Below are 14,265 nucleotides of genomic sequence, written 5' to 3'. Positions count from 1 at the left end.
GATCGTTGAGGAGCCATCTGCCGCGCGGACCAGAATTGACGAGGGAGAACAATGAATTTCGCACTGACCGAAGAACAGCAGATGATCGTCGACACGGTCCGCACCTTCGTCGAGACCGAGATCTATCCGCATGAGAACGAGGTCGAGCGGACCGGAGTGGTGCCGCGCGAACTCGGGCTGGAAATCGCCCGCAAATGCAAGGAACTCGGCTTCTTCGCCTGCAATTTCCCGGAAGAGGTCGGCGGCGCCGGCCTCGACCATCTGACCTTCACTCTGGTCGAGCGCGAGCTCGGCCGCGGGTCCATGGGCCTCACCGTCTTTTTCGGGCGGCCGTCCGGCATCCTGATGGCCTGCAACGAGGATCAGCGAGAGCGATACCTGCTCCCAGCCGTCCGCGGCGACAAGTTCGACGCGCTCGCCATGACCGAACCGGATGCCGGCTCGGACGTGCGCGGCATGAAATGCTTCGCACGGCAGGACGGCGACGACTGGATCGTCAACGGGACGAAGCACTTCATCAGCCATGCCGACATTGCCGATTTCGTCATCGTCTTCGTCGCCACCGGCGAGGAGCAGACGCCGCGCGGACCGAAGAAGAAGATCACCTGTTTCCTGGTCGACCGCGGCACCCCCGGCTTCGAAATCCGCGAAGGCTACAATTCCGTCTCGCATCGCGGCTACAAGAACTGCATCCTCACTTTCGACGACTGCCGGCTGCCTTCGGCCCAGATCCTCGGCGAGGCCCATAAAGGCTTCGATATTGCCAACGACTGGCTCTACGCCACGCGCCTGACCGTGGCGGCCACCTCCGTCGGCCGCGCCCGTCGCGCCTTCGATTACGCACTCTCCTACGCGGCCGAGCGCAAGCAGTTCGGCAAGCCGATCGGCGCCAACCAGGGAGTCTCCTTCAAGCTTGCCGACATGATCACCGAGATCGACGCGGCCGACCTTCTGACACTCTCGGCCGCCTGGCGGCTCGACCAGGGCCTGCCGTCCAACCGCGAGATCGCTTCGGCCAAGGTCTATGCCACCGAAATGCTCGCCCGCGTCACAGACGAGGCGATCCAGATCTATGGCGGCATGGGACTCATGGACGACCTGCCGCTCGCCCGCTTCTGGCGCGACGCCCGCGTCGAGCGCATCTGGGATGGGACGTCCGAGATCCAGCGACACATCATCAGCCGCGATCTGCTCCGGCCGCTGGGGGCCTGAACGATGGGCGAGCTTCCGCAAATTACCCCCCTCTGCCCTGCCGGGCATCTCCCCGGCGCACTCCACGGGGGCGCGGCATGACCTCCACTCCCCGCTCCCTCGACCGTCTCATCCGCCCACGCTCCATCGCCGTCTTCGGCGGCAAGGAGGCGCGCCGCGTCATCGAGCAATGCGACAAGATGGGCTTTGCCGGCGACATCTGGCCGGTCCACCCGCGCGAAGAAGAAATCCTCGGCCGCCGCTGCTATCGCTCGGTGTCCGACCTGCCGGGGGCGCCGGATGCCTCCTTCGTCGGGGTCAACCGCGCGCTCACGATCGAGATCATCCGCGATCTCGCCGCGCGCGGCGCCGGGGGTGCCGTCTGCTACGCCTCCGGTTTCCGCGAGGCGGCAAACGAGCTTGCCGACGGCAACGACCTGCAGGAGGCGCTCGTCGCGGCGGCCGGCGACATGCCGATCGTCGGGCCCAACTGCTACGGTTTCATCAACATGCTGGACGGCGCGCTGCTCTGGCCCGACCAGCACGGCATGCTTCGGGTCGAACGCGGCGTCGCGATCCTCACGCAATCTTCCAACATCGCCTGCAACATCTCCATGCAGAAGCGCGGGCTGCCGCTGGCCTATGTCATGACGGCCGGCAACCAGGCGCAGACGGGCCTTTCCGACATCGCCTGCGCCGTGCTCGAGGATCCGCGCGTCACCGCCGTCGGTCTCCATATCGAAGGCTTCGACAGTATCGAGGCGTTGGAAAGGCTTGCCGCCCGCGCACGCGAGCTGGGCAAACCCGTGGTCACGCTGAAGGTCGGGAAATCGGAAGCAGCCCAGCTTGCAACCGTCTCCCATACCGCCTCGCTAGCCGGCAACGACCGGGTCTCCTCGGCCCTGCTCGCCCGCCTCGGCATCGGCCGCGTCGATACGCTGCCCGAGTTGCTCGAAACGCTGAAGCTGCTGCATCTTCATGGGCCGCTGCCCAGCGCCGATATCTCCTCGATGAGCTGTTCGGGCGGCGAGGCATCGCTGATGGCGGATGCCGGCGTCCGGCGCAAAGTCAATTTCCGGGCACTCAGGGAGGAACAGCGCCAGCCGCTGCGCGAAAGCCTCGGCGAAATGGTAACGATCGCCAATCCGCTCGACTACCACACCTTCGTCTGGGGAAATCGCGAGAAGCAGACGGCCGCCTTCACGGCCATGATGCGCGGCGGCTATGCCCTCAACCTGATCGTGCTCGATTTCCCGCGGCTCGACCGATGCGACGCGGCCGACTGGGTCACGACCTGTGAGGCGATCATCGATGCGACGAAGGCTACCGGCGCGGTCGCCGGTATCGTTGCGAGCCTCGGCGAGAACATGCCCGAGGAAACCGCGCTCTCGCTGGTGTCGGCGGGCGTCGTGCCCTTCTTCGGCATCGACGAGGCGCTCGCCGCCATCGAGACCGCCGCTGCGATCGGAGCGATCTGGGCGAAGCCCGCAGCACCTCCCCTCCTCCGCTCGCGCCCTGAGGGAGGCGAGATCGTCACCCTGAGCGAAGCCGAAGCGAAGGCTGAGCTCGCGGCAGCGGGCGTCATCGTTCCCGGTGGCAGGAGCGCCGCGACAGTCGAGGAAGCCGCAGCGGCGGCCGAGGCCCTCGGCTTCCCCGTGGTCCTCAAGGGCCTCGGCGTGGCGCACAAGACCGAAGCCGGTGCGGTCAAGGTCAATCTGACAAGCCGTCAGGAGGTCATCACAGCGGCGCGAGGCATGGCTGCGGTCGCCTCCGGTTACCTCGTCGAGAAGATGATCGCCAGGCCTGTGGCGGAGTTGATCGTCGGGGCGATGCGCGACGCGGTCGCAGGTCCGGTGCTGACGATCGGCGCGGGCGGAATTCTCGTCGAATTGCTGGAGGATTCCGCGATCCTCACGCTGCCGGTCACCGAAGAGATGATCCGCGATGCGATTGCGGGCCTGAAGATCGCCAAGCTGCTCGACGGCTATCGCGGCAATCCCAAGGGCGATATCGCCGCCTTGACAGGAACTGTCGCTGCCGCGGCATCCTATGTCGTTGCAAACGCTTCCAAACTCGAAGAACTCGATATCAATCCTATAATGGTGCTGCCGGACGGCCACGGAGCCGTTGCCGCCGACGCCCTGATCCGCCGGAGGAAATGACGCCCATGACCGGACCGATCCTTACGCGCCGCGAAGGCGGCATTCTCGAAGTCACGATCGACCGGCCGAAGGCCAACGCCATCGACCTGAAGACCAGCCGCGTCATGGGCGAAATCTTCCGCGATTTCCGGGACGACCCGGCGCTCAGGGTCGCGATCATCACCGGCGCCGGCGAGAAATTCTTCTGCCCCGGCTGGGACCTGAAGGCGGCCGCGGAAGGCGATCCAGTCGATGGAGACTACGGCGTCGGCGGTTTCGGCGGGATGCAGGAGCTGCGCGACCTCAACAAGCCCATCATCGCGGCCGTCAACGGCATTTGTTGCGGTGGCGGCCTGGAGATCGCGCTTTCGACCGACATCATCCTCGCAGCCGAACATGCGAGTTTCGCACTCCCGGAAATCCGCTCGGGCACGCTCGCCGATGCCGCTTCGATCAAGCTGCCGAAGCGAATCCCCTACCATATCGCCATGGACATGCTGCTCACCGGCCGCTGGCTCGACGTGGTCGAAGCGAACCGCTGGGGCTTCGTCAACGAGATCCTGCCGGCCGGACGGCTGATGGACCGGGCCTGGGAACTGGCGCGCCTGCTCGAAAGCGGCCCGCCGCTCGTCTATGCCGCAATCAAGGAAGTGGTCCGCGATGCCGAGGGCCGGGACTTCCAGACGACCATGAACAAGGTCACCCGTCGCCAGTTCAGGACAGTCGATGTCCTCTATTCGAGCGAGGACCAGCTCGAGGGCGCCCGCGCCTTTGCGGAGAAGCGCGACCCGGTCTGGAAGGGACGCTGAGATACGCGGCCTCTTCGGCCGCGGACAGAGTGGAAGCCGGAGGATGCCGGCCTTCAGCGTGACGCGTCGCGAGCACCGGCGCGTGCGGCTGAGCAGTCTTTCCATAAGACATGCTTATGGAAAAGATTTATAATTTAGGACGTTACAAGCCACGTCCAAGCGTTTAGCCTTATGGGTGAACAACGCGGATAACGCGCAAAGAGACGACAAGGAGGTCAGGATAGAGACGATCCCGGTGGACTGCAAACCACCTCCGGCCATCTCGACCGATGGCAAATACGCGAACACTCTACCAATCACAACGAACGGCGAATGCCGGCTGAAGAAGGGAACAGGGGAATGAGCGATTACAAAGACTATTTGGCACGTCAGGTCATGCTCGGCAAAATGAACCGGCGTGAATTTCTCGGACGCGCCGCCGCCCTCGGCATTGCCGTGTCTACGGCGAATACGCTCTTCGCGTCCAGCGCCGCGGCGCAGGAGCCGAAGCGCGGCGGTCACCTGAAGCTCGGCCTCGAAGGGGCAGCCGCCACCGATTCGCGGGATCCCGCAAAGGCGCTGTCGCAATTCATGTTCGTGGTCGGCCGGAACTGGGGCGACATGCTCGTCGAGAGCCACCCGACGACCGGCGAACCGGTGCCGGCGCTTGCAGAATCCTGGGAGCCCTCCGCCGACGCCGCCACCTGGACCTTCACCATCCGCAAAGGCGTCAAATTCCACGACGGCAAGGAACTGACGATCGACGACGTCATCAAGACCCTGCAGCGACACACGGACGAAAAGTCCGAGTCCGGCGCGCTCGGCGTGATGAAATCCATCAAGGAAATCAAGGCCGACGGCGACAAGCTCGTCTTGACGCTGACGGAGGGCAATGCGGACCTGCCGCTGCTGCTGACCGATTATCACCTCATCATCCAGCCGAACGGCGGCACGGACAATCCCGACGCGATGATCGGGACCGGCCCCTATAAGGTCGCAAGCTTCGAGCCGGGCGTACGGGCCACCTTCGAAAGGAATGCCGACGACTGGCGCACCGATCGCGGCTATGTCGATTCCGTCGAACTGATCGCGATGAACGACGCGACGGCACGCATCGCGGCGCTGTCCTCCGGCCAGGTCCACTTCATCAACCGCGTCGACCCGAAGACGGTCAACCTGTTGAAGAAGGCGCCGACCGTCGAAATCCTCAACACGTCGGGCCGAGGACATTACGTCTTCATCATGCATTGCAACACGGCGCCGTTCGACAACAACGACCTGCGCATGGCGCTGAAATACGCGATGGATCGCGAGACGCTGGTACAGCGCATTCTTGGCGGCTACGGCAAGGTCGGCAACGACTTCCCGATCAACGACACCTATGCGCTCTTCCCCGAAGGCATCGAGCAACGCGCCTACGATCCGGACAAGGCGGCATTCCACTACAAGAAATCCGGTCATAGCGGTCCGGTGCTGCTGCGCACCTCGGACGTCGCTTTCCCGGGCGCGGTCGATGCCGCCGTCCTCTACCAGGCGAGCGCCAAGAAGGCGGGCATCGAGATCGAGGTCAAGCGCGAGCCGGGCGACGGCTATTGGTCCAACGTCTGGAACGTCCAACCCTTCTCGACATCCTATTGGGGCGGGCGTCCGACCCAGGATCAGATGTACTCCACCGCCTATCTCTCGACAGCCGACTGGAACGACACCCGCTTCAAGCGTCCGGACTTCGACAAGATCCTGCTCGAAGCGCGTTCCGAGCTGGACGAAGCGAAGCGCAAGGACATGTACCGCACCATGGCGATGATGGTGCGCGACGAAGGCGGCCTGATCCTGCCGATGTTCAACGACTTCGTGAACGCGGCCGGCAAAACGGTGAAGGGCTACGTCCACGACATCGGCAACGACATGTCGAACGGCTATGTCGCGACCAGGGTATGGCTGGACGCCTGATGATGGAAAGCGGACCGATCACGGGTCCGGTCGTGACGGATGCGACCGCAGGCGAGACAGCCCTGCGGTCCCCCGATCTTTCCGGTGCCCCAGCCAAACCCGACCCGGCCGCCGACGAGCTCGGCGGCACGTTCTGGCGGCGCTTCGCCTTTCGCCGTCCTCTCGCGGCGCTGATCCTTCAGCGCCTGGGACTGAGCGTCGGCCTGCTCTTCGCCGTGTCGCTGATGATCTTCGGCGGCATCGAGGCGTTGCCAGGCGATTTCGCCACCACCTATCTCGGCCAGTCGGCGACGCCGCAGGCCGTCGAGAACATCCGCAAGGATCTCGGGCTCGACCGCCCCTGGAGCGAGCGCTATCTCAGCTGGCTCGGCGGCGCCGTGCAGGGTGATTTCGGCACGTCCTGGGCGAGCAGGAATTCCGTCAGCGAGCAGATCGGCAACCGCCTCGGCAACTCGCTCTTCCTGGCTTTCTTCGCGGCGCTCGTCTCCGTACCGCTGGCCGTGGGACTCGGGATGCTCGCGGTGCAATTCCGCAACCGCCTGCCTGACAAGATCATCAACGTGATATCGCTTGCGGCGATCTCTCTGCCGGAGTTCTTCATCGGCTATCTGCTGATCATGTTCTTCGCCGTCAAATGGGGGGTCGCCACCTTCCCGGCCACCGTCTACGCCAGCATGGGCTTCATGGACCGCCTTTCGGCGATCGCCCTTCCGGTCGCGACCCTCGTGCTCGTGGTCCTCGCCCATATGATGCGCATGACGCGCGCGGCCATCCTCAACGTCATGTCGTCGGCCTACGTGGAAACCGCCGAACTCAAGGGGCTCGGCACGTTCCGCATCATCGCGCGGCACGCCGCCCCCAATGCCGTGGCCCCGGTGATCAACGTCATAGCGCTGAACCTTGCCTATCTGGTCGTCGGCGTCGTCGTGGTCGAGGTCGTCTTCGTTTATCCCGGCATGGGGCAATACATGGTGGATGCCGTGACGGTGCGCGACATGCCCGTCGTGCAGGCGTGCGGGCTGATCTTTGCGGCCTTCTACATCTTCCTCAACATGGCGGCCGACATTCTCGCCATTCTCGCCAATCCGAGACTGAGGCACCCGCGATGAACCTGAAATCCATTCCCTTCAGTGCCTGGATAGGCATCATCGGGATCGCGATCGCGCTTCTGTGCGCTCTCTTCGCGCCCGTTCTCGCGCCCTTCGGCGAGCGTGAGGTGGTCGGCGAGATCTGGCTTCCGGCCGGCGGCGATTTCCTGCTCGGCACGGACAATCTCGGCCGCGACCTGCTCTCGCGCCTGATCTACGGTGCCCGCACGACCATCTTCGTGGCGTTGGCGGCAACCGTGCTTTCCTTCGCTCTCGGCATGATCCTGAGCTTCACCGCAGCCGTCACCGGCGGCTTCGTCGATCAGTTCTTCTCCCGCTTCAACGATCTGATGATGGCGGTGCCGACGCTGATCTTCGCACTCGTCGTTCTCGCGGTGCTGCCGCAGCATCTGTGGATCCTGGTCCTCGTCATGGCCGTGCTCGACTCGACGCGCGTCTTCCGCATCGGCCGGGCCGTCGCCCTCGATGTCGCGGTGATGGAATTCGTCGAGGCTGCGCGGTTACGCGGCGAAGGCAATGTCTGGATCATCTTCCGGGAAATCCTGCCGAACACGCTGTCGCCGCTGCTCGCCGAGTTCGGTCTGCGCTTCGCCTTCTCGATCCTGTTCCTCTCCACCCTCTCCTTCCTCGGCCTTGGCATCCAGCCGCCGGCCGCCGACTGGGGCGGCATGGTCAAGGACAACAAGGATGGCATCATCTTCGGCATATCGGCCGCACTCATCCCGGGCGGAGCGATCGCCGCCCTCGCCATCTGCGTCAATCTCGTCGTCGACTGGCTGATGAAGCGCACCTCGAGCCTGAAAGGAGGCCGCGGCGATGCCTGAGCTGCTTTCCGTCAAGAACCTGAAGATCGAAGCGACGAGCTATCCGCCGGGCGAACCGCCGAAGGTGGTGACGCTGGTCGAGGGCGTTTCCTTCGATCTCGAAAAAGGCAAGGTGCTCGGTCTCATCGGCGAGTCCGGTGCCGGCAAGTCGACCATCGGCCTTTCGGCGCTCGCCTATGGCCGCGGCGGGGTGAGGATCACCGGCGGTGAGGTGCTGCTCAACGGCCGCGACATCCTGAAGCTCGGCCGCAGCGGCATCAACGCGGTTCGCGGGCGCAATGTCTGCTACGTCGCGCAGTCCGCCGCAGCCGCCTTCAACCCGGCGCACAAGCTCGGCGATCAGGTGATCGAGGCGTCGGTCCGTCACGGCGTCATGAGCCGTGAAGAGGCGACCAGGCGCGCGCTCTACCTTTTCGAGGTCCTCGGCCTTCCCAATCCGGAGACCTTCGGCGACCGCTATCCCCACCAGGTGTCGGGCGGGCAGTTGCAGCGCGCCATGACCGCCATGGCTCTCTGCCCCAATCCGGAACTGATCGTCTTCGACGAGCCGACCACCGCACTCGACGTGACGACCCAGATCGACGTGCTAGCGGCCATCAAGCACGCGATCGAAGAGACCGACACGGCGGCGCTCTACATCACCCACGATCTTGCAGTCGTCGCCCAGATCTCAGACGACATCATGGTGCTGCGTCACGGCAAGACCGTGGAATACGGTACCACGAAGCAGGTGATCGAGGCCCCGAGGGAAGAATACACCCGCGCCCTCGTCAGCGTCCGCCAGGAGAAACGCGTCGAGGCCCCGGACCAGACCGGCGCGCTTCTCAAGATCGAACATGTGCATGCCGGCTACGCCAACGGCTTCAAGGTGCTGCACGACGTCTCGATGCATCTGCCGAAGGGGCAGACGCTTGCAGTCGTCGGGGAGTCCGGATCGGGCAAGTCGACGCTCGCACGCGTCATCACCGGCCTGCTGCCGCCGAGCGAAGGGCGCATCACCTTCGAAGGAAAGGAACTGCCGAAAGCCTTGAAGGGGCGAACCAACGACGAGCTTCGGCGGATCCAAATGATCTATCAGATGGCCGATACGGCGATGAATCCGCGCCAGACTGTGCGCGATATCGTCGGCCGGCCGCTCTCCTTCTACTTCGGAATGCATGGCGCCAAGAAGACCGAGCGGGTCAAGGAATTGCTCGACCAGATCGAAATGGGCACCCGCTTCCTCGATCGTTATCCGGCCGAGCTTTCCGGCGGACAGAAGCAGCGCGTCGCGATCGCCCGGGCGCTTGCCGCCCAACCGGAACTCATCCTTTGCGACGAGCCGACCTCGGCGCTCGATCCGCTGGTGGCGGAGGGCATTCTGAACCTGCTTCTGAAGCTGCAGGAGGAAACCGCCGTTTCCTACGTCTTCATCACCCATGACATCGCGATCGTCCGGGCAATCGCCGACAGCGTCGCCGTAATGCATCGCGGCCGGCTGGTGCGCTTCGGCCCGAAGTCGAAGGTCCTTTCACCGCCCTTCGACGACTATACCGATCTGCTTTTGAAGTCGGTTCCGGAAATGGAAATCGGCTGGCTGGAAAAGGTCCTGCAGACGCGACGGATGGAGAGCGCCGGCAATTGAATGCGCGTGGCGGCCGCCACGCGCATTCGTCAGTATTCCGCGGGAATGGTCAGCACTTCGGCCTCCGGCGTCTCCAGGAAGCGCCGGACCGCAGAGGGCAGATGCCGCGACCCGAAAGGAAGCAGCCCGCACCGCGAAAGCATCTGGCGTTTGTCCGGATCCAGCCCGATATGCCGCCAGATCATCCGCGAGGCGTAGGGCAGGTTCTCCTTGCGCCACGAGACCCCCATCGTCGTGCCGCGCAGATAGACCCGCTGGTGCACCTCGAAGGGCATCAGGATCGTCTGCGCCAGCATCGACGCCTGCCCCACGGTGCGCTCGGCTATGAAGATGCGGTTTCGCCAGAAGGTGACGAGGCCGACATATTTCGAGAACTGTTCGATCTCGTTCGCCTTGTCGCGAATGCGCTCGATCGATTTCACCCGGATCGAGCCGCCTTCCTCATAGATATGCGCGCAGGAACAGACCACGAAGCCGGGCCAGGAGAGCGAAAGGTGATAGGTCTGGTAGTAGCCGAAATGGTGGCGAAGGGCTGCTGCATCGCCCGGGAACCCTTCGAGGAGCTGACCCGCTTCCAGCCGGTGCCGCTCGGGGCGGATCATACGCGCCTCGAACAGCTTGGGTGAGAGCGAAAAATCCTCCGCCGCAAGTCCGAAGAACGCGGCAATCCGTTGCACGTTGTGCGCCGAAGGCCGCGCCTCGCCGTTGATGTAGCGGTTGAACTGCTGACGGTTGATGCCGATCTCGCGGCAGATCTGGGAGATCGAGCGCCGCGTCGCACAGGCAAAACGCAGATTTGTTACGAATGTGTCGTCGGGCTGCAAGTGCTCCACCTATCGAATTGCAGCTAGCGTAAACTAGCGAAAATTCGCGTCAAGTCGCGAAATTGCCTGGGGGCCGGCAGGCGTTAGGTTTCTCTCGAACAAGACACACAAGGGGAACTGGAAATGACCGAATTCACGAAGCGTCCCGACGGCCTCATCGTACCGGCCGGCATCAACCGGCGCGGCTTCCTCGCAGGCACCGCAGCGCTCGGCCTCGCCGCCGGCATCGGGAGCTCCATCGGCTTGGGCGAGGCACGGGCGCAGGAGCCCAAACGCGGCGGCCACCTGAAGCTCGGCCTCGACGGCGGAGCGACGACCGATTCGCTCGATCCGGCAACCTATAGCGGTTCGGTATCTTTCGTGATCGGCCATCTCTGGGGCGACACGCTGGTCGAGTCCCATCCCGAGACCGGCGCTCCGCTGCCCGCGATCGCCTCCTCCTGGGAGTCGTCGGCGGATGCTTCGGTCTGGACGTTCAAGATCCGGAACGACATCGCTTTCCACGACGGCAAGAAACTCACCGTCGCAGACGTGATCGCAACGTTGAAGCGGCATTCCGACGAAGGCTCCAAGTCGGGAGCGCTCGGGCTGATGCGGTCCGTCAAGGCGATCGAGGAAAAAGCCGGAGACCTCGTCCTGACGCTGACGGAAGGCAATGCGGACCTGCCCCTCCTGCTGACCGACTATCATCTCATCATCCAGCCCGGCGGCGGCGTCGACAACCCCACCTCGCCGATCGGCACCGGCCCCTACAAGCTGGCAAGCTACGAAGCCGGCATCCGGGCAACCTTCGAGAAGAACACCGCCGACTGGCGTTCGGACCGCGGCTATGTCGACAGCGTCGAGATCATCGTCATGAACGACAACACGGCCCGCATTGCGGCGCTTTCCTCCGGGCAGGTGCATTTCATCAACGGCGTCGATCCGAAGACCGTGCCGCTGCTGAAGCGTGCGCCCCGCGTCGAGATCCTGCAGACCTCGGGCAAGGGCTTCTACAGCTTCCTCATGCATTGCGACACGGCCCCCTTCGACAACAACGACCTGAGGCTCGCGCTGAAATATGCCATAGATCGGCAGGCTATTCTCGATCGCGTGCTCGGCGGCTACGGCACGCTCGGCAACGATTATCCGGTCAACGAAAACTACGCGCTGGCACCTGAAGGCATCGAGCAGCGCGCCTATGACCCCGACAAGGCCGCCTTCCATTACAAGAAGTCCGGCCATGATCGGCCGATCCTGCTGCGCACCTCCGATGCCGCCTTCCCGGGTGCGGTCGATGCTTCCGTCCTCTTCCAGGAAAGCGCCCGCAAGGCCGGGATCGAAATCGAAGTACGCCGGGAGCCGGAAGACGGCTACTGGACCAATGTCTGGAACGTCCAGCCCTTCTGCGCTTCCTACTGGGGCGGTCGCCCGACGCAGGATTCCCGCTATTCCACGTCCTATCTGTCGAGTGCGGAATGGAACGATACGCGGTTCAAGCGGGAGGACTTCGACAAGCTGCTCCTGCAGGCGCGCTCCGAACTTGACGAAGCCAAGCGCAAGGAGCTCTACCACACCATGGCACTCATGGTGCGGGACGAAGGCGGTCTCATCCTGCCCGTCTTCAACGATTATGTGAACGCCGCCTCCACTTCGCTGAAAGGCTTCGTGCACGACATCGGCAACGACCTTTCCAACGGCTACGTCGGAAGCCGCGTCTGGTTCGACAGCTAAAGTGCAATGAGCAGGTGCAGGCGGTTTTCCGCCTGCGCCTCGCGTCTCAACAGTCACGCACCGATCGGAGGCAGCCAACATGGTCGAGCGCAATTTCACCGTCATCGAAAACGAATGGATAACCCTCGAGGACGGGACCCGGCTCGCCGCGCGCATCTGGATGCCCGAGGGCACCGAACAGAAGCCGGTGCCGGCCGTCCTGGAATACCTGCCCTACCGCAAGCGCGACGGAACCTGTGCACGCGACGAATCCACCTACCCTGCCTTCGCGGCCGCCGGGATTGCCGGCGTTCGCGTCGACATCCGCGGCTCGGGCGAGTCCGAGGGCGTGATCGACGGCGAATACACCCCGCGTGAACTCTCCGACGGCTGCAAGATCATCGAATGGATTGCGGCACAGCCCTGGTCGAACGGCAAGGTCGGGATGATGGGCATCTCCTGGGGCGGCTTCAACTGTCTGCAGGTGGCGGCACTCAAGCCGCCGGCTCTCAAGGCGGTGATCTCGATCGCCTCGACCGTCGACCGCTACAATGACGACATCCACTACAAGAACGGCTGCCATCTCTCGGCTCAACTCTCCTGGGCGGCAACCATGCTCGCCTACCAGTCTCGATCGCCCGATCCGGAACTCGTCGGCGAGCGCTGGCGGGAGATGTGGCTGGAGCGCCTCGAGAACGAGCCCTTCTTCCTGGAGGAATGGCTGGAGCACCAGCGCCGCGACGATTTCTGGCGGCATGGCTCGATCTCGGAGGATTTCGACGGCTTTCCGATCCCGGCGCTGGTGATCGCCGGATGGGCGGACGGCTACCGCAACACGCCGATCAAGGCGGTCGAGGGGCTCGGCGGCAAGGCCAAGGCGCTCATCGGCCCCTGGGTCCACAAATATCCGCATTTCGCCTGGCCGAAGCCGCGAGCAGACTTTCTCGGAGAGGCGATCCGCTGGTGGAACCGCTGGCTTCGCGACGAAAAGAACGATGCCGAGCAATTGCCGCAGATGCGCGCCTATATCCTCGACGGCCCGAGGCCTGCGGTCAGGCGCAATGAAGACCCGGGCCGCTGGATCGCCAAGGATGTCTGGAGCACGCCGGAAATGCGGACCTTCGCGGTTTCGAGCGAGGGAGGCCTGGCGGCCGGTTCCCCGTCCCAGCGCGGGATCGGCGATGTTTACCTGCGTTCGCCGCTCGATACCGGCACCGCTGCCGGTGAGTATTTCACGCTCAAGCCCGACGCCGAGATGCCCGGCGACCAGCGCATCGACGATGCGGGCTCGCTCACTTTCGACACGCGCCCGCTGCTCGAGGCGGAGGACTATCTCGGCCAGCCGGTGCTCGACCTCGAGCTTTCCTGCAGTGCCGAAACCGCCAATCTCGTCGCGCGTATCGTCGATGTCCATCCGGACGGAACGGCAACCCGCGTCGCCTTCGGCGTCCTCAACCTGGCGCACCACAACGGCAATGCGCAGCCGGTGCCAATGGAGAAGAACCGCAAGACGCGCGTCACGCTGGTGCTCGATGCCTGCGGCTATCGCTTCCGCGCCGGTCACCGCATACGCCTGTCGCTGTCGACCTCCTATTGGCCGATCATCCTGCCGTCGCCGACCGATCCGGGCGTCACGATCGATACGGCCAGCGTCTCGCTTTCCCTGCCGCTTCTCGGCGACCACCGCGAGATCGTCGTGCCGCAGCCGGCCAATCCCGACCCGTTGCCGCACTATATCGAGCATTCGCCGTCCGAAACGCGCCGCACCGTCGAACGCGACATGACCAAGGGCCTGACGCATTATCGGATCTACGAGAATACCGGCCTCGTCGAGCATCCCGGCACGGGCAATGCGACGCAGGACATCCGCGAAGAAACCTGGACGATCGCGCCGGACGATCCACACTCGATGACGGGCGCTTCGACCTGGACCTGTATTGCGCGGCGTGGGCAGCAATCGCTGAAGACCGTCTCGACCTCCCGCCTCGGCTGTACGCAAAGCGAGTGGATCACCTCCGCCAGGGTCGAGGCTTTCGAGGGAGAGACGAAGATCTTCGAGAAGAGCTTCGAAAAGCGGATCCGGCGGGATTTCATGTGAGGCTCGGCGCGACTGCCCCTCGTC

At 64.1% G+C, this 14,265-nt stretch carries 10 protein-coding genes; 9 read left to right on the top strand and 1 reads right to left on the bottom strand.

Annotated features, from left to right (window positions below; genetic code table 11):
• Positions 1-51: 51 nt before the first annotated feature.
• The 7 genes from AC6CIG_RS05610 (at position 52) to AC6CIG_RS05580 (ending at position 9,627) form a co-directional block, all read left to right on the top strand.
• Entirely contained in the window at positions 52-1,212 is a 1,161-nt protein-coding gene (locus tag AC6CIG_RS05610; RefSeq protein WP_127711286.1) for an acyl-CoA dehydrogenase family protein, read from the top strand.
• 77 nt (positions 1,213-1,289) lie between these two features.
• Positions 1,290-3,353 carry an acetate--CoA ligase family protein gene (locus AC6CIG_RS05605; protein WP_127711288.1) on the top strand — a complete coding sequence of 688 codons (2,064 nt, stop codon included), beginning with the start codon at positions 1,290-1,292 and terminating at the stop codon, positions 3,351-3,353.
• A gap of 5 nt (positions 3,354-3,358) precedes the next feature.
• Entirely contained in the window at positions 3,359-4,141 is a 783-nt protein-coding gene (locus tag AC6CIG_RS05600) for a carnitinyl-CoA dehydratase (protein ID WP_018095531.1), read from the top strand.
• A 339-nt stretch (positions 4,142-4,480) separates the two neighbouring features.
• A complete protein-coding gene (locus tag AC6CIG_RS05595; RefSeq protein WP_018095532.1) occupies positions 4,481-6,070 on the top strand; it encodes an ABC transporter substrate-binding protein in 1,590 nt (529 codons plus the stop codon).
• Positions 6,055-7,179, top strand: a complete 1,125-nt coding sequence (locus tag AC6CIG_RS05590; RefSeq protein WP_018095533.1) for an ABC transporter permease — start codon at positions 6,055-6,057, stop codon at positions 7,177-7,179. The genes AC6CIG_RS05595 and AC6CIG_RS05590 overlap by 16 nt, the downstream gene beginning before the upstream one ends.
• Entirely contained in the window at positions 7,176-8,003 is an 828-nt protein-coding gene (locus tag AC6CIG_RS05585; protein WP_100671758.1) for an ABC transporter permease, read from the top strand. Before AC6CIG_RS05590 ends, AC6CIG_RS05585 begins: the two co-directional genes overlap by 4 nt.
• Positions 7,996-9,627 carry an ABC transporter ATP-binding protein gene (locus tag AC6CIG_RS05580; protein WP_127711292.1) on the top strand — a complete coding sequence of 544 codons (1,632 nt, stop codon included), beginning with the start codon at positions 7,996-7,998 and terminating at the stop codon, positions 9,625-9,627. The genes AC6CIG_RS05585 and AC6CIG_RS05580 overlap by 8 nt, the downstream gene beginning before the upstream one ends.
• Positions 9,628-9,656: 29 nt before the next feature.
• Here the strand turns inward: AC6CIG_RS05580 and AC6CIG_RS05575 are convergent, their stop codons facing one another.
• Positions 9,657-10,451 carry a helix-turn-helix domain-containing protein gene (locus AC6CIG_RS05575; RefSeq protein WP_018095536.1) on the bottom strand — a complete coding sequence of 265 codons (795 nt, stop codon included), beginning with the start codon at positions 10,449-10,451 and terminating at the stop codon, positions 9,657-9,659.
• A 123-nt stretch (positions 10,452-10,574) separates the two neighbouring features.
• On the opposite strand from AC6CIG_RS05575, the gene AC6CIG_RS05570 reads away from it, so the two are divergent.
• A complete protein-coding gene (locus AC6CIG_RS05570) occupies positions 10,575-12,164 on the top strand; it encodes an ABC transporter substrate-binding protein (protein ID WP_127711294.1) in 1,590 nt (529 codons plus the stop codon).
• A gap of 79 nt (positions 12,165-12,243) precedes the next feature.
• Complete coding sequence (locus AC6CIG_RS05565) at positions 12,244-14,241, top strand: CocE/NonD family hydrolase (protein ID WP_127711296.1); 1,998 nt, start codon at positions 12,244-12,246, stop codon at positions 14,239-14,241.
• Positions 14,242-14,265: the final 24 nt, after the last annotated feature.

Source organism: Sinorhizobium sp. GQ132 (assembly GCF_059758575.1).
The sequence above is the reverse complement of the archived record's forward strand: the minus strand, read 5'-3'. Positions and strand labels throughout refer to the sequence as shown.

Excerpts from the sequence above, each read along its gene's own strand:
- AC6CIG_RS05600 (WP_018095531.1), top strand. The coding sequence starts at position 3,359 with ATGACCGGACCGATCCTTACGCGCCGCGAAGGCGGCATTCTCGAAGTC.
- AC6CIG_RS05565 (WP_127711296.1), top strand. The coding sequence starts at position 12,244 with ATGGTCGAGCGCAATTTCACCGTCATCGAAAACGAATGGATAACCCTC.
- AC6CIG_RS05595 (WP_018095532.1), top strand. The coding sequence starts at position 4,481 with ATGAGCGATTACAAAGACTATTTGGCACGTCAGGTCATGCTCGGCAAA.
- AC6CIG_RS05580 (WP_127711292.1), top strand. The coding sequence starts at position 7,996 with ATGCCTGAGCTGCTTTCCGTCAAGAACCTGAAGATCGAAGCGACGAGC.
- AC6CIG_RS05570 (WP_127711294.1), top strand. The coding sequence starts at position 10,575 with ATGACCGAATTCACGAAGCGTCCCGACGGCCTCATCGTACCGGCCGGC.
- AC6CIG_RS05605 (WP_127711288.1), top strand. The coding sequence starts at position 1,290 with ATGACCTCCACTCCCCGCTCCCTCGACCGTCTCATCCGCCCACGCTCC.
- AC6CIG_RS05590 (WP_018095533.1), top strand. The coding sequence starts at position 6,055 with ATGGCTGGACGCCTGATGATGGAAAGCGGACCGATCACGGGTCCGGTC.
- AC6CIG_RS05585 (WP_100671758.1), top strand. The coding sequence starts at position 7,176 with ATGAACCTGAAATCCATTCCCTTCAGTGCCTGGATAGGCATCATCGGG.
- AC6CIG_RS05610 (WP_127711286.1), top strand. The coding sequence starts at position 52 with ATGAATTTCGCACTGACCGAAGAACAGCAGATGATCGTCGACACGGTC.